This is a genomic window from Nocardia paucivorans NBRC 100373, from assembly GCF_000308675.1.
GTDB classification, from domain to species: domain Bacteria; phylum Actinomycetota; class Actinomycetes; order Mycobacteriales; family Mycobacteriaceae; genus Nocardia; species Nocardia paucivorans.
Window position 1 is genome coordinate 1 of the sequence record NZ_BAGE01000122.1, and the last position, 23,114, is coordinate 23,114.

At 66.3% G+C, this 23,114-nt stretch carries 25 protein-coding genes and 5 pseudogenes; 21 read left to right on the top strand and 9 right to left on the bottom strand.

The window, feature by feature from the left end; genetic code table 11:
- Together ON32_RS24320 and ON32_RS30925 are read left to right on the top strand one after the other, a co-directional pair.
- A pseudogene (locus ON32_RS24320) lies at positions 1-850 on the top strand (DUF4158 domain-containing protein); the annotation flags it as partial.
- A 126-nt stretch (positions 851-976) separates the two neighbouring features.
- Positions 977-1,096, top strand: a pseudogene (locus ON32_RS30925) (hypothetical protein); the annotation flags it as partial.
- Positions 1,097-1,274: 178 nt separating this feature from the next.
- Here the strand turns inward: ON32_RS30925 and ON32_RS24325 are convergent.
- Together ON32_RS24325 and ON32_RS24330 are read right to left on the bottom strand one after the other, a co-directional pair.
- Positions 1,275-1,751 (bottom strand): DUF5994 family protein, encoded by a 477-nt coding sequence (locus tag ON32_RS24325; RefSeq protein ID WP_051133630.1) that lies wholly within the window; start codon positions 1,749-1,751, stop codon positions 1,275-1,277.
- Positions 1,748-2,350, bottom strand: a complete 603-nt coding sequence (locus ON32_RS24330; RefSeq protein WP_174361666.1) for a DUF5994 family protein — start codon at positions 2,348-2,350, stop codon at positions 1,748-1,750. The genes ON32_RS24325 and ON32_RS24330 overlap by 4 nt, the downstream gene beginning before the upstream one ends.
- 378 nt (positions 2,351-2,728) lie before the next feature.
- Between ON32_RS24330 and ON32_RS24335 the strand changes: the two genes are divergently transcribed.
- The 10 genes and pseudogenes from ON32_RS24335 (at position 2,729) to ON32_RS30365 (ending at position 8,418) form a co-directional block, all read left to right on the top strand.
- On the top strand, positions 2,729-3,157 hold the full coding sequence (locus tag ON32_RS24335) for a hypothetical protein (protein WP_040793357.1): 429 nt from the start codon (positions 2,729-2,731) through the stop codon (positions 3,155-3,157).
- 186 nt (positions 3,158-3,343) lie between these two features.
- Positions 3,344-4,459 carry a ferredoxin reductase gene (locus ON32_RS24340; RefSeq protein ID WP_083874760.1) on the top strand — a complete coding sequence of 372 codons (1,116 nt, stop codon included), beginning with the start codon at positions 3,344-3,346 and terminating at the stop codon, positions 4,457-4,459.
- 20 nt (positions 4,460-4,479) lie between these two features.
- Positions 4,480-5,651 (top strand): annotated as a pseudogene (locus ON32_RS24345) (fatty acid desaturase family protein).
- Between the two features lie 52 nt (positions 5,652-5,703).
- On the top strand, positions 5,704-5,841 hold the full coding sequence (locus tag ON32_RS29145) for a hypothetical protein (protein ID WP_157224336.1): 138 nt from the start codon (positions 5,704-5,706) through the stop codon (positions 5,839-5,841).
- Positions 5,838-6,008, top strand: coding sequence for a hypothetical protein (locus ON32_RS29150; protein WP_157224337.1), 171 nt, complete (start codon positions 5,838-5,840; stop codon positions 6,006-6,008). The genes ON32_RS29145 and ON32_RS29150 overlap by 4 nt, the downstream gene beginning before the upstream one ends.
- Positions 6,005-6,157 (top strand): annotated as a pseudogene (locus ON32_RS29155) (phosphatidylinositol mannoside acyltransferase); the annotation flags it as partial. The gene ON32_RS29150 and the pseudogene ON32_RS29155, both read left to right, overlap by 4 nt.
- 277 nt (positions 6,158-6,434) lie before the next feature.
- On the top strand, positions 6,435-6,869 hold the full coding sequence (locus tag ON32_RS24355; RefSeq protein ID WP_051133632.1) for a DUF5994 family protein: 435 nt from the start codon (positions 6,435-6,437) through the stop codon (positions 6,867-6,869).
- Entirely contained in the window at positions 6,866-7,315 is a 450-nt protein-coding gene (locus ON32_RS24360; protein ID WP_040793359.1) for a DUF5994 family protein, read from the top strand. The genes ON32_RS24355 and ON32_RS24360 overlap by 4 nt, the downstream gene beginning before the upstream one ends.
- A 198-nt stretch (positions 7,316-7,513) precedes the next feature.
- Positions 7,514-8,236 (top strand): site-specific integrase, encoded by a 723-nt coding sequence (locus tag ON32_RS24365; RefSeq protein ID WP_245551271.1) that lies wholly within the window; start codon positions 7,514-7,516, stop codon positions 8,234-8,236.
- Complete coding sequence (locus tag ON32_RS30365) at positions 8,233-8,418, top strand: hypothetical protein (protein ID WP_245551272.1); 186 nt, start codon at positions 8,233-8,235, stop codon at positions 8,416-8,418. The genes ON32_RS24365 and ON32_RS30365 overlap by 4 nt, the downstream gene beginning before the upstream one ends.
- A 115-nt stretch (positions 8,419-8,533) precedes the next feature.
- On the opposite strand, the gene ON32_RS24370 is transcribed toward ON32_RS30365, so the two are convergent.
- From ON32_RS24370 to ON32_RS24385, 4 genes are read right to left on the bottom strand one after another with little or no spacing between them, the layout of a single operon-like run.
- A complete protein-coding gene (locus tag ON32_RS24370) occupies positions 8,534-8,941 on the bottom strand; it encodes a DUF6262 family protein (RefSeq protein WP_051133633.1) in 408 nt (135 codons plus the stop codon).
- Positions 8,938-10,506: a tyrosine-type recombinase/integrase gene (locus ON32_RS24375; protein WP_051133634.1), complete on the bottom strand. Its 1,569-nt coding sequence runs from the start codon at positions 10,504-10,506 to the stop codon at positions 8,938-8,940. Before ON32_RS24375 ends, ON32_RS24370 begins: the two co-directional genes overlap by 4 nt.
- Positions 10,503-11,186 (bottom strand): hypothetical protein, encoded by a 684-nt coding sequence (locus ON32_RS24380; RefSeq protein WP_040793360.1) that lies wholly within the window; start codon positions 11,184-11,186, stop codon positions 10,503-10,505. Before ON32_RS24380 ends, ON32_RS24375 begins: the two co-directional genes overlap by 4 nt.
- Positions 11,183-12,349, bottom strand: a complete 1,167-nt coding sequence (locus tag ON32_RS24385; RefSeq protein ID WP_040793361.1) for a tyrosine-type recombinase/integrase — start codon at positions 12,347-12,349, stop codon at positions 11,183-11,185. Before ON32_RS24385 ends, ON32_RS24380 begins: the two co-directional genes overlap by 4 nt.
- A gap of 145 nt (positions 12,350-12,494) precedes the next feature.
- Between ON32_RS24385 and ON32_RS24390 the strand changes: the two genes are divergently transcribed.
- The 3 genes from ON32_RS24390 to ON32_RS24400 all read left to right on the top strand — a co-directional run bounded on the left by ON32_RS24390 (position 12,495) and on the right by ON32_RS24400 (position 14,791).
- On the top strand, positions 12,495-12,767 hold the full coding sequence (locus ON32_RS24390) for an HNH endonuclease family protein (RefSeq protein WP_051133635.1): 273 nt from the start codon (positions 12,495-12,497) through the stop codon (positions 12,765-12,767).
- Positions 12,768-13,160: 393 nt separating this feature from the next.
- Entirely contained in the window at positions 13,161-13,778 is a 618-nt protein-coding gene (locus ON32_RS27345) for a DUF6088 family protein (RefSeq protein ID WP_051133636.1), read from the top strand.
- The gene (locus tag ON32_RS24400) at positions 13,778-14,791 is read left to right on the top strand and encodes a nucleotidyl transferase AbiEii/AbiGii toxin family protein (protein WP_040793362.1); all 1,014 of its coding nucleotides are present in this window, start codon (positions 13,778-13,780) and stop codon (positions 14,789-14,791) included. The genes ON32_RS27345 and ON32_RS24400 overlap by 1 nt, the downstream gene beginning before the upstream one ends.
- Before the next feature lie 35 nt (positions 14,792-14,826).
- Here ON32_RS24400 and ON32_RS24405 read toward each other — a convergent pair whose 3' ends face one another.
- Positions 14,827-15,801 (bottom strand): serine/threonine-protein kinase, encoded by a 975-nt coding sequence (locus tag ON32_RS24405; protein ID WP_157224338.1) that lies wholly within the window; start codon positions 15,799-15,801, stop codon positions 14,827-14,829.
- 268 nt (positions 15,802-16,069) lie between these two features.
- Here ON32_RS24405 and ON32_RS24410 point away from each other — a divergent pair, with 268 nt between their 5' ends.
- The 4 genes from ON32_RS24410 (at position 16,070) to ON32_RS24430 (ending at position 19,332) form a co-directional block, all read left to right on the top strand.
- Positions 16,070-16,945, top strand: a complete 876-nt coding sequence (locus ON32_RS24410) for a hypothetical protein (RefSeq protein WP_040793364.1) — start codon at positions 16,070-16,072, stop codon at positions 16,943-16,945.
- 842 nt (positions 16,946-17,787) lie between these two features.
- The gene (locus ON32_RS24420; RefSeq protein WP_040793366.1) at positions 17,788-18,039 is read left to right on the top strand and encodes a hypothetical protein; all 252 of its coding nucleotides are present in this window, start codon (positions 17,788-17,790) and stop codon (positions 18,037-18,039) included.
- On the top strand, positions 18,036-18,425 hold the full coding sequence (locus ON32_RS24425) for a hypothetical protein (RefSeq protein WP_040793367.1): 390 nt from the start codon (positions 18,036-18,038) through the stop codon (positions 18,423-18,425). The genes ON32_RS24420 and ON32_RS24425 overlap by 4 nt, the downstream gene beginning before the upstream one ends.
- Before the next feature lie 373 nt (positions 18,426-18,798).
- Positions 18,799-19,332, top strand: a complete 534-nt coding sequence (locus tag ON32_RS24430) for a hypothetical protein (protein ID WP_157224339.1) — start codon at positions 18,799-18,801, stop codon at positions 19,330-19,332.
- Here ON32_RS24430 and ON32_RS30370 read toward each other — a convergent pair.
- Positions 19,323-19,523, bottom strand: a complete 201-nt coding sequence (locus ON32_RS30370; RefSeq protein WP_245551273.1) for a helix-turn-helix domain-containing protein — start codon at positions 19,521-19,523, stop codon at positions 19,323-19,325. The genes ON32_RS24430 and ON32_RS30370 overlap by 10 nt on opposite strands.
- Positions 19,520-20,021 (bottom strand): annotated as a pseudogene (locus ON32_RS30375) (recombinase family protein). Before ON32_RS30375 ends, ON32_RS30370 begins: the two are co-directional and overlap by 4 nt.
- A 165-nt stretch (positions 20,022-20,186) precedes the next feature.
- Here ON32_RS30375 and ON32_RS24440 point away from each other — a divergent pair.
- Entirely contained in the window at positions 20,187-20,618 is a 432-nt protein-coding gene (locus ON32_RS24440) for a hypothetical protein (protein WP_051133637.1), read from the top strand.
- Entirely contained in the window at positions 20,615-22,957 is a 2,343-nt protein-coding gene (locus tag ON32_RS24445; protein ID WP_040793369.1) for an NACHT domain-containing protein, read from the top strand. Before ON32_RS24440 ends, ON32_RS24445 begins: the two co-directional genes overlap by 4 nt.
- The last annotated feature ends 157 nt before the right edge of the window (positions 22,958-23,114 follow it).

The following is a 23,114-nucleotide window of genomic DNA, read 5'->3' on the forward strand; positions in this document are numbered from 1 at the left end:
ACGTTGCCGTGGCTGGGGCTCGTGCCGGACCGGTTGACGACGGCGCTGCCGGTGGCGGTGGCCCGGCTCGCCGAACAGCTTCGGGTGGATCCGGTGGAGATCGGTTCGTATGGCAGGCGCGCCAAGACCCGTACCGAGCATGCGCGGTTGGCCGCTCAGTATCTGGGCCGGCGGCCGGCCGGGCCGCTGGAGTCGAAGGAGCTGGACGAGTTCCTGTTGGCGCGGTGGAACGAGTCGCCCACGCCCGCCACCAGGCGCAGACCGAGACCTATGACCGGCTCGCGCATGAGTTCACTCCCGAGCGGTGTGCGGAGCTGGACTCGTTGTTGGTCACCGATGCCTCGCTCGGGGTGTCGCGGTTGCGGTGGCTGTCGACGGCGCCGGTTCCTGGCCACGATGGGCCGCTGCCTGACCCCGCAGGCCCTCGAACGTCGTGACCCGCAGCGCCGCTACCTGATCCTGCTGACGGTGCCGGCGCAATCGGGCACCGATGTGCTCGATGAGGTGGTGGCGCTGTTCGATCAGGCGATCTCGGCGAAGTTCGGCCAGGCGGAGCGGCGCATGCAGCAGCAGTTGGCCGAACACGGAAAATCCGGTGAGGATCGCCAAGCGCTGTTGGACGAGCTGCTGGACATCGTCACCGATCCGCAGATCGCCGATGAGGAGATCGGCGGCCTGATCCAGGGTGATGCGATCGGGTGGGAGCGGTTGCGGGCGGCGATCGCGCAGGCCAAACCCCGTCTGCCGCGTGATCACGGGCATCTGGCCGCGCTGGATTTGTCCTACAACTATCTGCGGCAGTTCACCCCGGCGGTGTTGTCGGCGGTGCGGGTTCGCCGGCGGCACCGCGACACCCTGTTTTGATCGCCGCGCGCGGCCCGCGGGTGCGCCTCAGGTGCGGGGCAGCAGCTCGGCGACGAGTTCTTCGACGAGACTGCGAATCTCGTCGCGGAGTGTGCGCACTTTCAACTGCGTGGTGTTGTGGAAAACCTTCTACATGGGCCGAGCGTTTGCCGTGCTTCGCCTGCAGAAGCATCCGGTGCTCGATGCGGACGTGGCACGGTTGTCGCCGTTCATACGCACCCACATCGGCATCGACGGGCATTACGGCTTCTACCTGCCCGACCTGGGCGGAACACGCCGCTCCGTGGTCCCGGCCGCGACGAATGAGTGCCGGTGGCGATACGAGGTGGTCGATGCCGAGGAGCCTCACCACCGGGCAGCGGCGGGCAGGGCAAGGCGCCTGGTGGGCCATGACGGTGGGCCCCGGGAGTTCAGGGTCTCGGAGGGTCCGCGATGGTGCCCGCCGCCTTGTGCATCTGCGCGTCGGCGCGGGCTGTGTCGGTGGTGGGGTCGATCACCAGCAGTCGTAGGCGCTGATCGTGCGGGCCGAAGACGTACATCACCTGAGGTGGTTGGTCGGGAAGCGGTCCGGAGACCTCGATCCCGTCGGGAGGGTCGATGGCCCGTTGGGTCAGGCTCAGTGAATTCCAGTCGAAGGTGATCCGGGTGGTCGCGCCCAGTCGCGTGGTGAGCGCGGTGACCAGGTCGTGCAGTTCGGTGGTGAGGTTGTCGGTTCTGGGCCACCAGGCGCCGTCGATGCCTTCGGAGCGCTCGTCACGGTCGCGCAGCAGCAGTCGTGGGGTGCGGGTCGGTGTGTCGAACGGTTGTCCACCACCGGCGGTGGCCTGGAATCGTCCCAGACCGCGGTCGGAGGCACCGCCCCTGTCTCGTGGCGGGTTCTGTGTCATATCCGTCCTCGCGCAGGGGTCGGGGATCCCGCAAAGGATGGGAGATGGTCCGTGTCCGGGTCCACTGGCGCGCCGTGGCCGCCTTCGTCGTCCCAGCGGCGCAGCGCGGTCGCGTTCTGGCTGCGCTCGAGGCCGGCCCGGGCGTCGGCTGCTACCAGTTCGTCGGCGGTGAGTTCATTTTCCGGTCGGGATGCCGCGGACAGCAGCGCCTGGGCGGAGACGGTTTCGGTGCCCGCGGGGATCACCAGGAGAACGAGCCGGGTCCGGTCCAGTCCCAGGACGCAGAGCGTGTGGGTGGGCAGATGTCGGTAGCCGTCCAAACGGACCGAACGTCCGCCGATCGTCGTGCGTCTCGGCGCCGCTTGCCAGGCGTCCATGTTGTACATGACGCGGTCGATGGCGCCTGCCCGTCCGGTGAACAGCGCCTCCAGCTCGACCAGTTCGGCGACCAGGTCACGTGTCCTGGGCCACCAGGCCCCGTCCACCACGCCGGGGCGGGGCGCTCGCGGTGTCAGCGCTCGCCGCGATGCCGGCGGACCGCTGTGAAGGGAAAGCCGTGTGGAACGGTCCGGCAGGATCCGCTCATGTTGTAGCGTCATCACGACGCTCCTGACCGGGACCGCGTAGCGGCCCCTGTTCATTCGCCGGGTGACGACGAGACCACCGATGGTCTCGTACGAAAAGCCCCCGACATCTTCAGCCTACTCTCCGGGCACGTACCGGCCCGACGTGCACGCAGGTACGGTGACCTGCGGCATTGCACGGGCACTTCGCCGTGTCGGATGATCTCTCCGCAGGCCGGGCCCTTCCGACCCGTTCCCCTTCGACGGATGAACATTGTCATCGGGGTATGTGTCCGCGCGGCGCCGGGATGGTTACCGAGTCGCAGCAATGATCGGCGTGGTCGAGTCTCGACACGGGGGAAGACCAGGCGTTGACTGGGGTAGGTCCGTACTTCCCAGGCCTTGGAGGCTGTCATGTTCATCATTGTGGGGCTCGTCGTTCTGCTCGCCGCCGTGATCATCGGTGTGGTCGGGGTGCTGGGCAACGCCGGGGCCGCTCATGCGTTGACCGACAACTTCACCGTGCTGGGGTACCACGTCACCGGTTCCACGGGGACCTTGTTTCTCTACGGCATCGTTGTCGGTGCGGTCGCTGTGTTCGGGCTGGGTCTGCTGCTTGCCAGTGCACGGCGGACCTCGCGCCGCGGTCGCCTCGCCCGCCGCGAACTGAGACAATCCCGTCTCGAGACCGCCGCAGCGAGGCAGGACCACGACCGGCTCACCACGGCATCGGCCGATACCACCGTCGCACCGACGGCCCACGGCTCGTCCTATGGCAGCCCCCGAACCTGGCGTCATCCGTTCGGCAATCGATCCGCCGGACCGACCACCGCCCCACACTGACCGACCACGAGACCATACGGAGCCGAGTTCCTGCCACCGCCGTTGCCCTCGACCGAACACACCGAGCCGCTCAATACAATGGCGAGGGTGCCGGTCGGCAATGCCCGACGGGCCCACTCCTCGCGTTCGACTCGTACCTGTGCCTGCTTGCCGTGTCGCCGAGCAAAAGTATGGAGGATCGATCGCATGGTCGGGCTCATCGATCTGGTTCAGACCCTTACCGCGCCGCACTCGATCGACCGGTATCTGGAGCTGGTGCGCCCGACCTTCACGCTGCGCGATATGCGCGCCCGGATCACAGATGTGTGCCACCCGGTTCCCGGCTCGGTGACTGTTGTCCTGCGTCCGACACGGCAGTGGCGCGGGCATCTGGCCGGGCAGTTCGTGCGGCTCGGTGTGCTGATCGACGGTGTCAAACACACCCGCTGCTATTCACCGGTGAACTCCCAGGCGCGCGGTGACCGGTATATCGAGCTCACCGTCAAGGCACATCCGAACGGGCTCGTGTCGCAATACCTTTATCACCATGCGGCGCCCGGGATGGTGGTCGACCTTGCCCCGGCGGCGGGGGTGTTCCATATGCCCGATCCGCGTCCGGAGCGGGTTGTGCTGATCAGCGGCGGTAGTGGCATCACCCCGGTGCTGTCCATGCTGCGGACGCTGGCCGACGAGGGCCATGTCGGTGAGGTGCTGTTCTTGCATTATGCGCGCTCGCCGCAAGTGGTGCCGTATCGGGCCGAGCTCGAAACGCTCACGCAGCGGCATACCGGCTTCCGCATCGAACTGCGCTACACCCGACAGGCCACCGGGCAGCAGACTGTCTCCGACACCGCCGCACCGCGGGCCTGCGCGGCCACCGCCCCCGGGCGCTTCGGGTACGACGAGCTGGAGCGGGTGGCGCCGTGGTTCGCCCAGGCGCAGACCTACGTGTGTGGTCCGCCGTCGCTGATGTCGGCGGTGCGCACTGTCTACGAGGCCGAACAGCTCGACGCTCGGCTGCACACCGAGGAGTTCACGGTCTCCGCCACCCCCGCGGACCCGGCGGACGCTGAGGGGAAGGTGACCTTCTCCGGCAGCGGCGTCACCGTCGAGAACACCGGTACCACCCTGCTCGAACAGGCCGAATCCGCCGGTCTCACCCCGGAGTACGGCTGCCGTATGGGGATCTGCTTATCCTGCACCGCCATCCGGCGCTCGGGCTGTAGCCGCGATATCCGCACCGGTGAGCTCGACAGCGACCCGGGCCGGCCCATCCAGCTCTGTATCAACGCTCCGGTCGGTGACATCGATATCGCAATCTGAGAAAGGAGTGCATTTTGGTTATGCGGACCGAAACGAAGGAGGGACCGGTGGTGCTGTCCGCCGAGCAGGTGACAGAACTCGGCCGTGCCCTGGACCAGTTGCGCGAGCGCATCACCGCCGACCTGGGTGAGCGTGATCGCGAATACATCTACTCGGTCATCGCCACACAACGCGGTCTCGAGATCACCGGCCGCGGCCTGATGTATCTCGGCTTCCTGCCGCCGTTCTGGCTGGCGGGCGTCGCGGCACTGAGCATGTCCAAGATCTTGGACAACATGGAGATCGGCCACAACGTCATGCACGGTCAGTGGGACTGGATGCGCGAACCCGGGCTGAACTCTCGGGTATTCGAATGGGACAACGTCTGCCCCGCGGACCAGTGGAAGCATTCGCACAACTACGTGCATCACACCTTCACCAATATCCACGGTCGCGACCGCGACATCGGCTACGGCGTGCTGCGCATCGACGAGGGCCAGAAGTGGCATCCGTACTATCTGGGCAATCCGGTGTATGCGTTCGTGGTAATGCTGCTGTTCGAATGGGGCGTGATGCTGCACGACCTGGAGTTCGACAACATCGTCCAAGGCAAGCGCACATGGTGGGATGTCAAGCGGTTGCTCGAGGGCCAGTGGCGCAAGGCGCGTAAACAAATCCTCAAGGACTACATCGTCTTCCCGCTGCTCAGCGGCCCACTGATGCTGTCCACCCTGGCCGGGAACGCCACCGCCAACCTGATCCGTAACATCTGGGCCCACTCGATCATCTTCTGCGGCCACTTCCCTTCCGGGGTACAAACGTTCACCCAGGAAGGAACCGAGAACGAAACCCGCGGCGAATGGTACGTGCGGCAGATGCTGGGCTCGTCGAACATTACCGGCGGCAAGCTGTTTCACATCATGGCGGGCAACCTGTCGCATCAGATCGAGCACCATCTGTTCCCCGACCTGCCGGCCAACCGTTATTCGGAAATCGCGCCCGAGGTGCGCTCGCTGTGCCGAAAGTATGGCCTGCCCTACAACACCGGTCCCCTGGGCAGACAGATCGGGTCGGTGTGGCTCAAGATCTTCCGCCTCGCCCTGCCATCATGGCCGGGAAGACGCCGGAACCAGGTGTTGTCGTGATGCGGAACCAGAAGGCCGACGAAACGGCCTCCGAAGGATCGGCGCTTTCGACAGCAACAAGGACCTGAGCAGGGAATCGGCCTCGTCCGGGACACGGCACATCGGCCGTTCCGGTCGCATGTGCTGCTCTACGAGCGCGAACTCGACACGGCCGACCGCATCGCCCTCGACGGCGGCCGATCACAGCGGGTCGGTCGGGCGCACCTGACCGACCCGGTTCTCCGGTTCCGGTATAGGGAGAGGAGACTTGAGGGATGAATCGTAGATACCGGCCCCCGCCGAGCCTGTTCAGTCATCTCGAGGAACCTGCCGTCACCTCTTCCCCGGCCGGTGGGGGCGTGGTGTGCTCTCCGGTGTTCAGCAGCGTCGTATCGGGTGCCGCGGCGGTGGATGATGCCGCGGTGACGGACGGGGGTGATCGGTGAACCCGAAGGCCCGGGCCTGGGATCTCGGGCACGCGACCGGTTGGCGGCTGGTGCGCGCCCTACCGCAGCGGTGGGCAATGCGCCTGTTCGACCTCGCGGCCCGCGACAGTGGACCGCTCCGATTGCGGCGCAACCCGGCGCGGGTACTGTATCGCCACACAGCCGGCCGATCGGCGCATGCCGCAACCGGTATGGACCGCCGATCACACCGCCGACGCCTCGCCCGTGAGCACGCTCACAGCATCCCGCCGCGCTGACCGGACGCCCACCCCATTCGCCGTTGCGTCTCGTATACGTCGGGACCGGTCGCCACATCTGCGTGTAGGCTCGACGGTATCCGGCGGCAACACGCGCGCTGACCAGCAGAGGTCGCGCCGCCCCGGGTTCACCGATCCGGCCCTTTCCCGGCCGTGACAGGAGCGTCCGATGACGCCACAATCGACCAATGTGCCTTCGGCACCGCTTGGTCGCACACCCACTCTCACCCCACGATTACGTCTGCGTCCGGATCCCAGCGGCTATATCGATGCGACCTGGTGGCCCCGATCGAGCAACCTGGCTACCGAGCTCCCCGACCTGATCACCACGCTCGGACTGCGGACAGGACCGATATGGCGCATCGTCTACGACCCACGTGCCTGGTCACCCACCGCCCGGCACCTCGTCGTGGCAGACCACACCATACAGCTCGACCCTTATCCGTTCGAACTGTTCGGCACCATGTACATATGCGGGAGCGGTGGTGCCGTGCTAGTGGTGCAGGCCATCCCCGCCGGTGCCGACGCGGCCTTCGCGCGGGTCCGCGCTCACAGCGGCCGGGGACCTGCCGGATCCGATCTGGGACCGCGGCGACTGTCATGAGCCATGACCCCGCGTCCCGCCCCATCACCAACCATGCCGCGATGGGCGCCGCGACCACGTCCTCTCGCAACCGGCAGCCTTTTCTCTTCCCGACCCGTACCCCTCGCCTGCTCCTGCGCCGCCGCGACGCCGAACCGGCACCGGTCGACGGGGCCTGGTGGCCACGGACACCGAACCTCACCACCGAACTGCACGAGCTGATCAGCGCCCTCACCCCCCGGCTCGGGCCCCTCGCCCGCATCGGATTCGACTGGAACGCGAACAGCCGCGCACAACGCCGCATCGAAGACGACGACGGCATACCCACCCCCAGCCCAGAACCCGACCGGCCACCCGACGTCATGCAACTGGTCGCAACCAACGGCACCAGCGTGTCCCTGCTGATCGTCCCGTCCGACACCGACCTGCGCCTTGCCGGTGAACGAATGCGGCAAGCAGTGGCATAAACCCTCCCCTCCCAACCCACGGGGGAGTGTCGGGATCGGCTGCAGCCGCCGTGGCCGGGGTTCTCGATCAGCACCGGCTTCAGCGGCGGCTCGGCGATCGCGAAAGTTCACATACCCCGGCTTGCGCTTGGTCGGCTCCGTGCCGAACAAGGTCGAGTAGAAGGTGACGGCCTGCGGCGATCCCGCCGCGGCGACGACGTGAACCGCCCCCGTTATCCGGGGCAAGCAGCGGAGGGCAGGGGCGATGGCGGCGACCGTAACCCCGATCCACACCGCCGCGCCCGCACCCTGCGCGGATCCGCCGAGGCGTTCCTGGACATCCTCACCCCCGGCAACACCCGCCGCGCCTACACCGTCGCGGTCGTCAAGACCGTCGACCAGCTCGACGGCCGCACCCGCGATGGACTACCGGGCCCCAGCCGGGCCCTGGACTCGGTCACCGACACCGAGATCGGCGCGGCCCTCGAAACTCTCTGGGGCCAAGCGGCGGTCAACGCCTGGAACGCACGCCGCACCGCAGTCGCGAAATGGCCGGCCTGGTGCCGCGAACAAGAGTGGAACGCCCCGCAGGTCCCGGCGGCCGCGCGATCGACCCCGCCGGAAACCGAGACCCCGGTACGCTCGCGGACCGCGATCGACCGGCTCATCTCCCGCCGCGAGGTTCATCTGCGGGAGAAGACGCTGTGGCGGATGCTCTACGAGACCTGCGCCCGCGCACAGGAACTGCTCCAGCTCAACATCGAAGACCTCGACCTGGCGGGCCGGTGCGCCCGCGTAAAATCCAAGGGCGCCAAACCCCGCACCCGCCGCCGCGGCGCCGCCCACCACGCACACGTCCTCGAAACCGTGTACTGGGACGTTGGCACCGCCCGCCTACCGCCCCGACTGACCCGCAGCCGCACCACGGTCCGGTCTTCGTGACCCACCGCCGCCCCGGGCCGGGCAAATACCTCGCCGACCGCTCCGGCGCGAGCCTGCTCGAACTGATGGTCAAGTCCCGGCACCGCAAGGCCGAGAACCTGCGGCGCTACTTCAAACCGTCACCCCAGGCCATGCGCGAACTGACCAGCCTCATCGGCCCCGGCACTTCCCGCATCCACTGACCAGCGGCGACACCATATCCGCCCGATTTTCGGCCGATACTACGGCGACCCCTACAACGGCCGGTCAGGCCGTGGTGGCCCGGCCGAGCACGGCCGGGCCACCACGGCATGCAGATCAGTCAGGTTCGTGCAACGCCAAGCGCCGGCGGAGTTCCAGATTTTCTCCGTGCGCGGCTTCGAGTGCTTTGCGCAGTTCGCTGACCTGGGCGTGATGGGTACGCCGTTCGTCTTCGAGCTTTCGGGCCAGGGCTCGCACCGCCGAGGACGACCCGGTGGGATCGCTGTCGGAGCCTCGGGGTGGCGCTGCAGGCTCCGATTTCGCGCGGTAGCGCTCGATCTCGGGCCGCAGTTGCGGATGCCGGTAGAGGAAGTCGGTGCTTACTCCCGCCTCGCGGGCGACCGCCGTGAAGGAGATCGGCTGGTTGTACTTGACCATCTTCTCAAGTGCTGCGTGTGCCTGTTGGGCAGCGTGCTGGGTCCGGCGGATCGTGGCGGCGCGCAGATGATCCGGCAAGGTCTTCATGCGAGGTCTTCCTTCGACGCAGTGGTGTCCAGCTGTGGCGATTCGGGACGTTCCAGGGTGCCGGCGCCGCGGACGGCGCGGAGTTGGCCGTTGTCGTGGACAGTGATGTGGTCCAGGGCGACGAGGACTTTCCGTAGTGCTGTGGCCTCGCCTTGTCTGCCGTCGAGCCAGACGTTGCCGGTGTCCATCGGTTCGCCGTAGCGGGCGGTGAACTGCTGTTGGCGTTGGTCGATCAAGCGTTCGGTGTCGGTGAGTTGTCTCTGGAGTTCGCTGCGGTGGGAGGCGTCGGTGACGAACTTGTCGCAGGTCAGGCATGCGTTTCCCTTGGTGCAGGATTGTTTCGGTGGTAGCAGGCACCAGCCGTTGGGCAGGATCCGGTCGGCTCGGTAGTCCAGGTGGAGCAGGTCGAACAGGTCCTGCGGGTCGATCTCGGTTGCGCGGCCGTCGGCAGTGACTTTCCTGAACCGCAGGAATTCGCGCTCGGCGACCTCGGAACGGGTCTTGGCGTAATGCATCGTCATCGTCGGCGTCAGATGCCCGAAGTGCCGCATGACGACGTGCAGCGGGACACCGGCGTTGATCAGATCGGTGGCTCGGGTGTGGCGGAATTGGTGTGTGCGCGAGATCGAGACCGCGCGTCCTGTGCTGTCGGTGATCCCCAGCCGTTTCGTCAGTTCCCGCAGCCTCGGGTTGTAGGTATTGCACGAGTAAGGGTGCCGGCCCCACCGGTTGTTGCGGGGACGCACGAACAGATAGCGGGGCTGGGTTCCCGCCGGCGCGCCGAATGTGGTGAGCAGCTTTCGGGCGTGGTCCTGCTGGGATCGGATGATGGAGACGATCTCGGCATCGACAGGGATCGTCGCGGTTTGTCCGGATTCGATTTTCGTTTGCTGGTACCTCATACGTGCCACGAACCCATCACTGTCGGTGTCCTCCGCGCGGTGAAGAAGCGGAATCAGGGGGTCGAAATCCATCAGCAGGACCTCGTTCATCCGCCGGCCGGTGCGGATTTGCAGCATCAGCGCATGGAATGCCTGCAGATCGCCGAGCCCGCCCTCCTCCTTCGGAGCAGCCAGCAATTCCGAACCGGCAGCGATGCGGCTGACGACCTCGTCTTCCAGCGCCATGTCGTCTGGGAGTTTGTTGACCAGTCGGGGCTTGTCCTCGGGTCGGAACAGCGTCGTATGCTGCGCCGTGAGCCGCTGCCAGCGCGGCTCCCCGAGCACCGTGGTCACCTCCGCGACGTTGTCGAACATCCACCGGTAGAAGGTTTCGACCGTCACCAGGGGCCGGCGCACCTGGTTCTTTCCCAGCGGTCTGCCTTTGCTCGGACCGGACCGGATGCGATGGGCACGAAGCGATTCGACGAATCCCCGCGTGAACGGCCGCAGATCGACAGCCGCGTCGACCAAGTGCGGTCCGGCGCAGCCGACCTGGTCCAGATACCACTGAAACCACTTGAAGTGGTCGACGCGGCTCTCGACCGAACTCCAGACATACTGGCCGCCCAGCAGCTGCACCGACAACCACCATTTGACCGCTTCGCGCAGCCGGTCGGTCGTCAAGTGGGAGAAGTTGGCCGCGCTGTGCCGGTGCGGCTCTGCTCCCGAAGCGGGATCCGGTCATCCAGCAACGGCGACCACACATTCAGCTGCCACCACGGACCGTCGTGATAGGCGTAGGCCAGGCGATCCTGCACCCGCTTCAGCTGCGAACTCATGGTGTTACCGACCACGGCACCCACGCTGCCCGGGCCTTGCTTCATCTGAGCGCGCCGCAGCTCGTGCGCCCACTCCGCCACCGGCAACGCGGTGATCGATCGCGCCTGCCGAGCAGCTGGTGAACCATATCCGGTGACCTGCTGCAGCCCGTACCGCAGGCTGTTGAAGCGCGTGGGGTTGATGACGTTGCCGGCAGCGACCTCGCGGTGGATGAACCACGCCAACTCCCAGGTCATCGGCTCCGGAAGCCCGCGCAGTGAAATCGCTTGGGTGGTCCATCGCCCGCCTTGCCCGCCGGTGGTTCGTTCACGGAACGCCACTCGATAGTCGCTGGGCATGTTCTTCGAGTCGAAGTGGTCCTGGCGGTGGTCTTCGGGCAGCGACTCCCACAACTGCCGGGCGCGGTGCTCGCTGAACAACTCCGCGATCGGCAGCCGCGGATCCACCCGTTCCAGGCGCTTGCGCTGCGGTGTCCGCGGAACCGGCGAGACGGGCCCTGAAATCTCGTTGCGCGGCTGAGTCATCGGACACTCCAAGCATCGATAACGGCCTGCCAATCAGCGCAAGTCCGCAGTTCGGCGTCCTCGGTGACATGGCCGTAGAGGTTGAGGGTGGTCTGGATATCGGCGTGACCCAGCCGACGCGACACCACATGCTCCGGCACGCCGGCCAGCAGCAGCGCCGTCGCATGCGAATGCCGGAACCAGTGCGGAGTCATCGCCGCCGGAAGCCCGGGAACCCTTCTCTTCATCGACGCCAGATGCTTGTAGACGCTCTCCGGCCGCAGCGGCGCGAACCGCCGGCCGCGATGCAGATTGCAGAAGATATAGGCGCGATCCCAATCCTCGAGTTCGACGTCGGCCCCGGCCTCGCACAATGCCCAGACCCAGTCGCCATACAGGCGATCCAACCCGGCGCCGACGTGAATGCGCCGAGAGCCGCTCTTGGCGCGCTGACCATGCGGATGATCATCGCGCTCGACCACCTCGATCAGCGCGGTATCGCCCGTGCCGGTCTTCCAGTCCCGATGCTGCAGCCCCAATGCCTCGCCGAGGCGGATCCCCGTCTCTTCCAACAGCGTCCACAACAGGCGATACCGGAATTCGCCGACCCACCCGCCGAGCCGGCCGTCCCATCGAGCTTCCGACTCCCGCAACGCCGTCATCTGGGCGGGCAGCAACACCGGCACGATCTGCCGCCGGACCCGGACACGGATCTTGCTGCGTCGCCGGCCATTCCTCCGTTCCACATGCTCCAAGAACGGCAGATACCGGCCCGGCGCAGCCATCACCCGCTCCACCAAATACCCGCCCAGCACGGCACCGCGCTGTGTCTGATAGCGGTAGAAGCTCATCACCGCCCGGGCACGCTGCGCGACCGTCGAATCCACCAAGTGGCCGGTGTCAACGAGGACCGCCGGCTCCGATCCGACCGACCGGCGCCGTAACTGACCGACGAACGCGCCCACCTCGGTGACCCCGACCCGATCCCACGGCTGCACGCGATGCTCCAGGAACGTCCACCACAGTTGCAGGCCCTTCGCATACGACTTCACCGTGTTCGGCGAGTACTTTGTCGATCTCAGATGCTCCAAGAACTGCTCTACCGGGGCCACTACCAGGTAGTTCGCGTCCAGCACTGTCCACGTGGGCCCGTCGGCCGTTGGGATCCGCTGCGTGTAAGCCACTCACATTCCTCATCCGTCACGTCACATACGTCAGCGGCGGACAAGACCAACTACCGATAACCCGCCGCCGACGACCACCAACACGACCAGAAAGGCCTTGTGACAGACGTCAACGACACACTCAGCCGGGTACAGACAACATGTCGTGCCCCTTGCAGAAAGTTGGCGATCCGGCGCCGGCGAATGGAGCACCGAGCAGCGGGAGCGGTTCGCCAACGACCTCGACAGCCCGCAGTTGATCGCGGTCACCGCGTCATCGAACAGGGCAAAAGGCGACCAGGCCCCCGCCTCGTGGCACCCGGTTTCCGCTTTCGAATGCACCTATTCCCGGATGTGGATCGCGGTGAAGGCCCAATGGCGCCTCACTCTCCAGCAGGCCGAAAAGGACGCGCTCACGCGGATGCTGTCGACCTGCTGAACCGGCTGCCCGCACGTGACCATGGGCCAGCAGTGGCCGCCGAACCCGCTCGAACAGCAGACGACCGTGTAGGTGTGCGGGCCGGGGCCGGTGGTTCGGCCGCCCGGAACTGCACGCGCGGGCCCCGGGTCGAGAAGCGGAAAGCTTTCGCCGCGTCGCTGCCTGCGCCGAGACAACCCGGTCAGCGGGGCCGCGCCGACCCGAAGGCCATCGGCCGGATAAGTGGGCGCGGCCCCAGCGACGGCGGCGGCGATGCTGGTAACGGGAGAAGTGTCGTGGCCCGGGCCGCGCTGCCCGATCACCCGCGTTTTCCCAGGTAGACGGGCCTATCGTGGCGGCGGTCACGGTGCGCAACCTCGCCTTCGTGACAGGTTTTCGGTACAATTTCCTGTCATGAGGGCGGCAGTAGGCGACGCCGGCAAAGCGCTGGCGACCGTTCCGGTCGGCGGGTTCGTGCACACGAACCGCCTGCCGGGGTCCGCTGCTGCTGCGACCTCGGCGGTCAAACGCGCGCACCAGCGCGGGGAGCTGGTACGTATCCGCAAGGGCCTGTACTTCAAGGGCGCCCGGACCCGCTACGGCACCACCCGGCCCTCGGCCGAAGCGATCGCGGCCGAGGTGCTGGGCAGCACAGGCGCCGGGCCGACCGGGTTTTCCGCCGCCCGCGCGCTCGGGTTGACCACCCAGGTACCGGCCAAACCCACCATGGTCGTGACCGGCCCGGTGCCCACAGCCGTGCCCGGGGTGAAGATCTCCCAGCGCAGCAACCTCAAACGGCTGGCGTTGACCTCGCTCGAGATCGCCGTCCTGGAACTGCTGCGCGGTGACTGGGAGACTGCCGTCGACGGCGGATGGTCCGCGCTCGTGACGGCGGTCGGCACCGCGGTGGAGCGCGGCACGCTGCGTTGGCGCGAACTCACCACTGCGGCCGAAGCCGAGCGCTCCCCGGCCCTGCGCCGCAATCTCCGGCGCCTGAGTGAGGATTTGCAGGTATCGGGCATGCTGGCCTGATGGCCCCTCTGCTGCGTGAGCATCCCGACGAGCTGGCCGCGCTGATCGGCGCGGCCGCCTCCCGGCTCAACCTCGATCAGTCGTTCCTGGAAAAGGACTTTTGGGCCATGGAGGTGCTGCGGGCCACCACGTTCCCGGTCACCGTCACCGGCCGGTCCGGCACCGGGCCGGTGACGGTGATCTTCAAGGGCGGCACCAGTTTGTCTCGGGTCTACGGCTTGATCGAGCGGTTCTCCGAAGACATCGACCTGCTCGTGGTTTTCCCGGATGTCGGGGCCGGGGTCGGCGCGAAGGACAAGGCGCTCAAACAGGTGCGTGATGCCGTAACCGCGCACCTGGCCTTGCCCGCCGACGCGGTCGTGGCGAAGGAATCGACGCGGGGAGTCAAACGCAACATCAGCTACATCTACCCCGCACGCGCCACGGCCTCACCGGCCGCGGAGGACGCAATCAAACAGGGGGTCCTCCTTGAGATGGGTACGCGCGGCGGGACCTTCCCGACCGGCCGTCACGAGGTCCGCTCGCTGATAGCCGATTTCGCGATCAACCATTTCGGGGACACCGCCGACACCTGGGCCGAGTTCGCCGTGTTCGGCATCGATGTGCTCGCGCCCGAACGCACCCTGTTCGAGAAGTTGGCGGCCCTGCACGACGGTGCATCCCGCTCACCCGACCCGACGGCCACCGCCACGCTGCGGCGCAATGCCCGGCACCTCTACGACATCCATTGCCTGCTCGGGGACGCACGTGTCCGGGACGCGCTCGAGGCACTCGGCGCCGACGGGATCGCGCAGTTGTGCGCCGACGTCGACGAACACAGTGCCGCCGCGGGATTCGGCTACACCCCCCGCCCGGCCGGTGGGTTCGCTGAGGGTCCGCTGCTGGCCGACAATCCACCAGTACGCAGGATCCTGGAAGTCGGCTACAACGACGCGATGGCGCTGGTCTATGGCGCGCGGCCCTCGATCCAGGACTGCCTGGCCTCGATCCGATCCAACGCACACCTGCTGTGAACGGGCCTGAGACCGCCTTCCCGCTAACCCTCCGGTCAGCCGGGCGGGAAGTCGAGGATCGCCGGGACCTCCCACGCGTCGATGCGGTCGAGGATGTCGTCGAGTTCGTCGAGGATCCGCTGATCGCGGTGGCGGGCGGCGACACCGCGCTCGTAGTAATCGGAATCCAGTACGCCGACCGCAGCGCGGGCCGGCTCGGGTAGCACCAGGCCCAGGGTGATCGCGGCGATCGTCTCGGCAGGCAGCGGGTCGAGTTCGCCGATGTAGCCGGCGGCGATGCCGCGGGCGTCGAAGTCGGTGAGGTAGGGCTGATCGGCGAAGTGCTCGAGTAGCTCCGGTTCGGGCCCGTGGTCGGTGTCGGTGAGGATGCGCTCGGCGATGAGATGCCCTCGGGGGTCGGGGGCGTGGGCCAGGACGGCGTGCCAGCGCCGGAACACCGTGACCGGGCAGGTCTGCGGGTCGCCGGTGGCGGGGAGTTCGACCAGAGGTTGGGCGCCGACGGTGACCGCGGTGTCGGTGACCCGGATATCGCGCTGGATGAGGGCGGCGATCTGGGCCCAGCGCAGCCCGGAGGTACCCAGCAGCACGATCACCGCGTCGCGGCGACCGCGCAGGCCTTCGGGCCAGCCGGTGACGGGCAGCTGGGGCAGCAGGGCATCGGCGCGGGCGCGGGAAGCGTCGAGTCGGGCGCCGCGATCGGGGTTGAGGGCGCGGCGGATCGCTTCGGCCTCGCCCGGGACCGGCGTGCGTTCACACCGGTGGGCTTCGTTGATGGCGGTCACCCGGCCGCGGCGGGTCGCCAGGGTGCCACCGACCTCCTCGAGGTAGGCGAGCACCGCGGAGGCAGGGAACCCGCCGCCGGGTAGCTCGGCGATCTCGGCGGCCGCCGCCCAGCGCCAGAATTCTCGCCACTCGCGGGCCTGTTCACCGGTGAGCCCTGGGATGCGGCTCGGCATGCGTCGGTGGTCGAGCAGCGCAGCCTGCGGGGTCTGGTCATGGAGTTCGTTCATCACCTGTCCCGTCTCTGTCCCGTCGCCACCATTGTGGTCCGGCTATCCGGAGCGGCCGCAGGTACCACGGCCGGATTGCACCTACGCGCACACCGTGGGGCGCTATGGTGGTTACGGCCGCTGCGCTGGCCGGAATCTGCGCCGAATCGCCCACGCCGATCGGCATGGCGGACAAGGGTCTGCGACTCGCGCAACCACTATCCGGTGTCTCCTTCGTCTGATGTGGTCGGGGCGCGGCTCGTGGGGCCCGGCCCGGAACAGGATCGATATGACGAGGGACAAGCAGCGCAAGCAGGCCGCCCGGCAGTATCGGGATGACCGCGGTGTCCGCTACCGCCGCGCGATGCGAGAACTGGGTCAGCGAAGCGAGCCGGTCCGCGGGGAAGGCGGTTCCAGTGGCGGGTGCGCGTTGGTGCGGCAGACCGTCGACGAGGTAGAGCATCAGGTGGCAGCGTTACAGCACATCCCGGCGAAACCGGTCGATCATCGCGCTGACCACCTGGGTCGATGCCTGAGCCACCCCATGTACGCCGCGGCGGTCGACCTCGCCCTCCTCTCGGCCGTCCATGTCGGCGCGGCCGCGGGGTTGGGCGTGGTCGATGAGGTATCGGTGTATCACGCCGGCCAAGTCGTCGGCCATCTCACGCGGGCTTCGGCGGTGACGCGGGACGCGCCGGCGCAGAGGGTCTGCGAGGCCCGCCGGCATGCGGTGGGACTGCTGGAGGTGACCCGGGTGGCGATGGTCGCATCGTGTGAGCTGGCTGCGCAGGTGCGTATGGCGCGTAACGAGTGGTATTGCGAGGTCAGTGGGGGTTCGCAGGCGTGCACGGCCGGGGCCCGGGATCTGCGGTTGCAGGTCCGCGACCCCCACAGTGGGCGCGTGGTGGAGATGCCGGCGGGCTGCGTGGGCCATATCGCCGAGGAGATCGTGACCTGGACCGGCGTTCCCGACATCGAGATCGAGGTGGCCGGCCCGGCTCCGGCCGTGGTCGACCTCGCCCGCCAGCATGCGGCGGGTCTGCGTGAGACCGAGCATTGGTTGTTCGGACCGCTGTGGTGGGAGAAACAGCGGACGCTGGCTCCACCCTCTCCGCACGCGCTATTTGGCCCCGGAATCCTGAAGCCGGCCCAGGCCGCAAGGTAGCGGTTGTGTCGTTCGGCGAGTCGCCGACAGCGCCGCGACCCGACCTGCGGATTTAAGGCTCCCCAGCCCGGACATCCGGGCCGAACAGGCCCGGCCGATCTCCGGTGGCAAGCCAGTGCACGCCGGCGCGGTAGCGACTTGTGCGGCCAGCGCCGGAAGCAACTCAGTTCAGGCTGGCTTTGGCTTCCCGAAGGTTCTGGGTGCGCCAGAGTTGATCCTCGATGTCGAGGCCGCGCAGCGTTCGTTTACCTGTTTCAACCACGGCCGCCCGCAGCTCGGCGACTATCCGTCGACGAGCCAGGTCGACCAGGCTGGCAGTGATGATGAGATGGCCCTCTGGGTTATGGGTGCCGGTGGGACCGTGATGGGTCGATGACCTCGATCGGGTCGAGCTTGCCCGCGGGGGTATCGGCGTCGAGGTCTACGGGGTTGTTCATGTCGCTCACCACTATCCGGAAACCGGGTGGATACGGCGTAGCCCGCTGGTAGGGGGCAACTTCGTCGGATTTGCCGCCATTTTTACCCGGGCCGGCGCGGAGCGCCACCGCATCAGAGTCGACATGGTGCCTTCAGACGTATCTGAGGGAAAAAACGTAAATACGTAAAAATGCTCGATGTCACGAAATTGCCCGCGCTGCAAGGCTGCGCCGCGCCCGCTGGATCGGGGTTGACCAGCGTAAACCAGGGGCTTGCGGCAATTGCACTGCTGCACTACACTTCTGGGTCGTTCGGGCATTCTTGTGCCCATCTTGGCTCCAGCAACCGTGCTGGAGCCTTTTTCGTTCGCATGTGACAGGCCTCCGGCGGTTCGTCGGGGGCCTTTCGTCGTCTCTGGAGGTGTCGTGTCGACTGTTGTCGCTTTCCCGGTCCAACTCACCACGTGGACTGCATTCTGGATGCAACTGCCGGTGCTGGCCCTGATCGCCGCGGTGGTGATCGTGGCCCTCACCGCGCTGCGGAAGGCCAGGGCAGAGGACGTCCCGAAGATATTCGATGCCTTTGCGCTCGGGTTCGGGCGACGCCTCGACCCGATGCCACCTGCCCGGCAGCAGACGCGGCCAGAGGTGACCGTGAGCGAGGAGGAACCGCGATGATCCGTCCGTCGTACTCGCACGATCCGGTAGGTGACTATGTCGCTAACGGTTTTCTGCCTGCCGATATCAAGCAGGCCATCAACGATTTACCGGCCCGGCAGAGGGATCTGCTCCTGTACATCATCGACAATCTCAGAGAAGACCGAAACGACCGCGAGGAATGGGTGATCAGCAGGATCTCCGGATGGATTCGTTTGAATCCGGTCCACCGCGAACGCCTCCTGGCCTATCTCGGCGGCCGGGCTCCGGAAGGGCTGTGCCTGTGGTGCGGCCGCGAGCTCGAGCCTCGCGAACCCGGCAAGGCCGGAAGGCCCGCCAAGTATTGCGATCCGAATCACCGCCAACGCGCGTGCCGAGCACGCCGATCCGTCCGTGCCAGCTCGTAGCCGGCACCTCCTTCACACGAGGTGCGGACAGTAATCGCCGAAAAACATAAACCAGGGGCCTGCGCCGAATCGCCTGTGTCCGGGCAAGGACAACATTGCCGCAGTCCGTTGGTCCGACTGGCAGCCGGGCGAACGCGCCCGAGCGGGGGCATCGTCGTGTTCCGAACACCACCGAAGGTCGTGGTCGGACCGGCACCTCCCCTGTAACGGGTCGGCGGTGCGGGGCCGAGACATCGGCATGGAGAGTTCACCCACGGCTGCTCAGCCGTCGCCCCTTCGCGAGGTTGAGCATCCAGACTTGGCTGCTATGCTCGTGCACTTTGTCGCGCGCGGCAGGCCACCGGGCCCTGATGTGCCCGAGTACATCAGGGCGATGAGTGCCGAACAGCGGTTGGAATCGATCCTTTCCCAGGGCAGCATCTGCCCGTTTCCCACCTTCACGGGTCATCCGGCGGTGTGCATGACAGAGTGCTCGTGGTCTGGGCTGGAGTTTCTGATCGGCAGGCGCGGTTACCAGCCGTGGGGATTGATGTTCGACCGGCAAGCAGTGTTCGCCGCTGGTGGCGGTCCGGTCTGGTACGTCCGTGACGATGTCATGGATGAGTTGCCGCCCACATCGCGGTTGCGTCAGTGGGTGGTGCGGTTGGGTGAGAGGTCCGACTGGCTGGAGGAGCGGGAGTGGCGCGTTCCCCGCGACGCGCGCGTCGATGGAACAGTGCCACCGATTCTCTTGACAGGACTCGGACTGTTCGGGGTGATTGTTGGCGACCCGAAATGGTGGTGCCCGATTCCCGCTCGCGATTTGATCGGCGACGAACCCCCCTGGGTCGAACAGTACGACGACGCATTGCGCGGACTGGACAAGTACTGGTGGGATCCGAGTCGGCGAGCGTTGGTTCAGGTGTAGAGGCTCACGTCACGCAGAAGGCGCGGTTTATCTATGGGGTGCACGGCCGGCTCCGGCCGGCTGCCGGTGAATTCGGGCAGGTACTTGTACAGCGTGGTCCGCGAGACCCCCAGCAGCCGCGCGATCGAGGACACCGACTCGTCCAGGCGGGTGAGCAGCGCCCGGGCCTGCCGGATCTGCTCGTCGCTCATGGCCGGTGGCTGGCCGGGGCGTTGCCCGCGGCCTGGGCCGCGGCCAGGCCTTCGTGGGTGCCGTCGACGATCAGCTCGCGGATGAACTCGGCCAGCGCGGCGAAGACGTGGGACACCAGGCGACCACCGGGGGTGGTGGTGTCGAGGGCTTCGTGTAGGGACCGGAACCCGATACCGCGGCGCCGCAGATGGGCCACGATCGAGAACAGGTCCTGCAGGCTGCGGCCGAGCCGGTCCAGCGAGGCGACCACGAGGGTGTCGCCGGCACGCATGTAGTCCAGGCACGCCGATAGCTGTTCGCGCTCGGTGTCCTTGCCGGTCTTCTTGTCGGCGAACACCTTCGTGCAACCCGGCCGCCTTCAACGCCCGTGTCTGCCGATCCAGATTCTGGTCCCGGGTCGAGACGCGGGCGTACCCGATCAGCGCCACTCCCCCGCCGATCGGGTCCAGGGCATCGCCGTCGAGGGCAAGCGGTTCGAGCGCATCGGTGTCCGTCATCCGAAGATCAATTTATGAACAGTGTAATCGGGGGTTCGCGACCAGACGGGACGGTGTCTCAGGAAATTGGGTGTAGCGCTGTCGCTTGGTGAACCGATTACGCAGGAGTGCAGTAGGCAAGCGTTCTGCTGCGGTTATTGGTCTTTCGACGAGAGATGGGGTTGCGTGGACGAGATTGTGTTGGCCGCCGGCGAGGCGTTGGCCATAGCGATGACCACCGAGGGGTGGGAGTTGATCAAGAATTCGGTGGTGGGGTGGTGGCAACGGTTCCGTCCCGAAGACGCCGAGCAAGTGGGTTCGGATCTGGACCAGCTGCGTGAGGACGCGGTTGCGGCTCAAGCTGACGGCGATACAGCGATGCAGCAGGCATTGGTGTCGGACTGGCGGTTGCGGCTGCATCGCTTGGTCAACGGCAACCCCGAGGTGCGAGAAGAGTTGAAGCGCCTGCTCGACGACGAGCTCGTCCCCGCCCTAACCGATCGTGATCAGCAGCAGGTGCAGTCGCTCGTGCAGAAAACCAGCGTCGTCGGCTCAAACAACACCACAGCAGTCGCAGGACGCGATCTGAACTTCGGGTCTTCCACGCCTTCGGCATGACAGACACCCCGCCACCGCTGAGCCCGATCCCTCACCAGCGGAGTACGCAGCAGGTCGAGGTCTCGGGCCATGACAACACCACGGTCGTTGCGTGGGGTGATGTCTACTACATCCAGGTTGGGTCCGGACTCAACCATTTCCTCGGCTCTGTCGGGTCCATCGGCCGCGACGAGTACCTACAGGCGTTGTACCGATCTTCGGCCGCCCGGCGTCAGCAGCGGCGTAGTGGCGCGACGTTGACCGCCCAGCAAGTCGATCGATCACTGGCAGTCCCTGTCAACCTTCCCGCCCAACTTTCGGACTTTCCCGCCGGGCAGGTCCGAGCCTTGATAGGTCCGTTGGGGTCTGGAAAGTCCGATATAGCCGAGCAGTGGCATCGCGAAACTATCGATCACGCGCTCCGCGACCCGAGTTCGCGCGTGCCGGTGTGGGTCGATACAAAGTACCTCGATGGCCTGCTCGGAGATCGTATAGTCAGCCACACCGGACTTGCGGCGCTGCGCGACTACGGCGCCGACGTGGTGGTCGACGGGCTCGATGAGCGCAGTGATCAAGCCGCGGGGATCAGCGAGCAGGCGATCCAGTTTGTAGCGCAATGGCCCAAATCCCGCGTTCTGCTGACATCCCGTGCCGGCGATACGATTACTGAATCCCAGCAGGTGAAGGTCTCCCCGTTGACCTCTGGCGAGGCAGAGCAGCTGATGCGTGTTGTTGCTGGCCATGCGGTGGGCCCGCTCAACGACCAGCTCGCCGAAGCGGTGCAACGGCCGCTGTTCGCGCTGCTTGTCGCTCGCCACGCCACGGACCCGTCAGGTGTAACGGGTCTACCCGAACTGATCGACCGCGTAGTCGACAAGGTCGTCGGCGACCTCGGATACGATCTCTTCCCCCACTGGCAGAAGCTGGCCGTGGAGACAATCCGCACTGGCAAGCCTGTAGATCCCGCTCGGTTTACAACGACCGATATCGCCGTTCGCATCCGTGCTTCCCCTCTGGTCACTTCGGATGGCCGCCGCTGCGCCTTCTCGCTGGCCACCTTCGAACAGTGGTTCGCGGCCAAAGCACTGCTCGAAGGTATTACCGATATTGAAGAAGCACTCGGATCGCTGCAGATGTTCGATCGATGGAAGTACGTCCTGGCGCTGGTGCTGGCTTCGGGCGAGCCCACTCGAGCCGACCCGCTGCTCGCCGCCGTGGCCCGATGGAATCCTGGCGCTTTGGCATGGCTGATCCGCGAGAGTCGTACTGGGGGGCTCACCCACCCACACCCCGCGTTCGGACCGGAGGACTGGGAGACGATCGGCCACAGGCTGCGAGAGGCCGCTATCGCGATGTTGGAAGGCCTGGGCCCTCTGGCCAAAGCAACCTTTCCTGTTCAGGCTGGCGGAGCATCGGATCTAAACGGAATAAGTCTTGCCGTGGCCGTTCACGAACCCCGTTTGACTCTGGCATGGTTGGTCAGCGACGAGGTTCCATCCGAGCCGCTTCCTCCCGTAACGACGCTGCCCTTGGCCAGTGCTTACGGAGAGAGAAGCGTTTATCTACGAACGGAACCCGTCACGACCGGTGTGAACTGGGTCTGGGAAGTCATGCAACGCCACCTCGCCGAAGACCTCAACAAGGGCTTGGGGCGACTCATAGATACTGTAGCGACCCAAGTTCCGGGGGTGGTGCGAGACGAATACCTCGATATGGCTCGCCAACGATTCGCGCCTCCAGCTTGGGCGGATGAAAGCAGCACCGACGCTCTTCCCGCGATGTACCCGCCGCCGGACGTCCCTGGCGACTTCTCCAACCCCTGGGGGACTTACACGCCGGACCGAATCAAGCAGCGTGTACAGCAGATCGCCGAGGCGGCCTTGTCGTGCTATCGCCAACTATGCGAGAACCTGGCCCCACACTTCGGGGATACCTTGGGGCATCGAGCCCTGATGCCCGTCCAATTCTTCGGCAACATCAGCTACCACCCCAACGCTGACCGCGGGCCGTTCGCCTTCCCCGGCCCCCCGGAACCTTCCCTGAAGTGGCTGCTCAAGCCTACCGGTGCTATACATCCCGACGGCCGTCGAATCGGTACTGACAGCGTATCGCTGACCTTGAACGATCCTCAGCGAAGCCAAGAGATCGAAGACGAAAAAGACACCCTCTCCAGCGCCCACTACACGTATTTCGAGACACAGCCAGCCATCCAGCCCTACGCTCCTAGCTTCGTCATGTATGGCGGTCGGTTCGATCTTCTGGGCGTAAGGCCCGCGACCACACTCGCACTGATGTTGCTCTGGAAAGACCTGAAGAAACTTCAATGGGTGACCGATAGCAACCCGCCCCGTTTGACCTGAACGCAAGTAGCCAAGTCTCGAAACCTTGGTTTTGAGATGGGGCCCGGAAGCGGCTCGGGGCACGCTATGCGGCGCGTCGACCGGCGGGCTCGGCGTCCGGGGTGTAGGGCTGTTCACCGGGTGTTCGCTTGCGTCACGACATAGATGATTGTCAATA

Excerpts from the sequence above, each read along its gene's own strand:
- ON32_RS24325 (WP_051133630.1), bottom strand. The coding sequence starts at position 1,751 with ATGACACAGAACCCGCCACGAGACAGGGGCGGTGCCTCCGACCGCGGT.
- ON32_RS24330 (WP_174361666.1), bottom strand. The coding sequence starts at position 2,350 with ATGACGCTACAACATGAGCGGATCCTGCCGGACCGTTCCACACGGCTT.
- ON32_RS24335 (WP_040793357.1), top strand. The coding sequence starts at position 2,729 with ATGTTCATCATTGTGGGGCTCGTCGTTCTGCTCGCCGCCGTGATCATC.
- ON32_RS24340 (WP_083874760.1), top strand. The coding sequence starts at position 3,344 with ATGGTCGGGCTCATCGATCTGGTTCAGACCCTTACCGCGCCGCACTCG.
- ON32_RS29150 (WP_157224337.1), top strand. The coding sequence starts at position 5,838 with ATGAATCGTAGATACCGGCCCCCGCCGAGCCTGTTCAGTCATCTCGAG.
- ON32_RS24355 (WP_051133632.1), top strand. The coding sequence starts at position 6,435 with ATGACGCCACAATCGACCAATGTGCCTTCGGCACCGCTTGGTCGCACA.
- ON32_RS24360 (WP_040793359.1), top strand. The coding sequence starts at position 6,866 with ATGAGCCATGACCCCGCGTCCCGCCCCATCACCAACCATGCCGCGATG.
- ON32_RS24370 (WP_051133633.1), bottom strand. The coding sequence starts at position 8,941 with ATGAAGACCTTGCCGGATCATCTGCGCGCCGCCACGATCCGCCGGACC.
- ON32_RS24380 (WP_040793360.1), bottom strand. The coding sequence starts at position 11,186 with ATGACTCAGCCGCGCAACGAGATTTCAGGGCCCGTCTCGCCGGTTCCG.
- ON32_RS27345 (WP_051133636.1), top strand. The coding sequence starts at position 13,161 with ATGAGGGCGGCAGTAGGCGACGCCGGCAAAGCGCTGGCGACCGTTCCG.
- ON32_RS24400 (WP_040793362.1), top strand. The coding sequence starts at position 13,778 with ATGGCCCCTCTGCTGCGTGAGCATCCCGACGAGCTGGCCGCGCTGATC.
- ON32_RS24405 (WP_157224338.1), bottom strand. The coding sequence starts at position 15,801 with ATGAACGAACTCCATGACCAGACCCCGCAGGCTGCGCTGCTCGACCAC.
- ON32_RS24410 (WP_040793364.1), top strand. The coding sequence starts at position 16,070 with ATGACGAGGGACAAGCAGCGCAAGCAGGCCGCCCGGCAGTATCGGGAT.
- ON32_RS24425 (WP_040793367.1), top strand. The coding sequence starts at position 18,036 with ATGATCCGTCCGTCGTACTCGCACGATCCGGTAGGTGACTATGTCGCT.
- ON32_RS24430 (WP_157224339.1), top strand. The coding sequence starts at position 18,799 with ATGAGTGCCGAACAGCGGTTGGAATCGATCCTTTCCCAGGGCAGCATC.
- ON32_RS30370 (WP_245551273.1), bottom strand. The coding sequence starts at position 19,523 with ATGAGCGACGAGCAGATCCGGCAGGCCCGGGCGCTGCTCACCCGCCTG.
- ON32_RS24445 (WP_040793369.1), top strand. The coding sequence starts at position 20,615 with ATGACAGACACCCCGCCACCGCTGAGCCCGATCCCTCACCAGCGGAGT.